We start from the raw sequence: 348 nt of genomic DNA on the forward strand, positions 1-348 counted from the left end.
TCAGTCTCAAGGCGCGCATCGAGGAAGACCAGCCGACCCCGGCAGGGCAGGCCTACCTGCGCTTCCCCGACGCTCGCCTCGGCCTCTACGTCGACGAGTACCGCGTGGAGATCGACCATGACTAAAGTCCGCAACAATCGTGCGTGGTGGCTGATCCTGCCCATGCTGTTGCTGGTGGCCTTCTCGGCCATCATCCCGCTGATGACCGTGGTGAACTATTCGGTCCAGGACGTCTTCGATGCCAATACCCGCTTCTTCACCGGGACCGAGTGGTTCCGGGAGATGCTCAACGATCCGGCCCTGCAGGCGGCGCTGCTGCGCCAGTTCGCCTTCTCGCTGACGGTGTTG

1 pseudogene is annotated in these 348 nt (G+C 63.2%); it reads left to right on the forward strand.

The annotated features are described in order from the left end of the window. Positions 1-117 precede the first annotated feature (117 nt). Positions 118-348, forward strand: a pseudogene (locus tag CVH10_RS18585) (sugar ABC transporter permease); the annotation flags it as partial.

Source organism: Halomonas sp. ND22Bw, from assembly GCF_003011945.1.
Taxonomy (GTDB): Bacteria; Pseudomonadota; Gammaproteobacteria; order Pseudomonadales; family Halomonadaceae; genus Halomonas; species Halomonas halophila.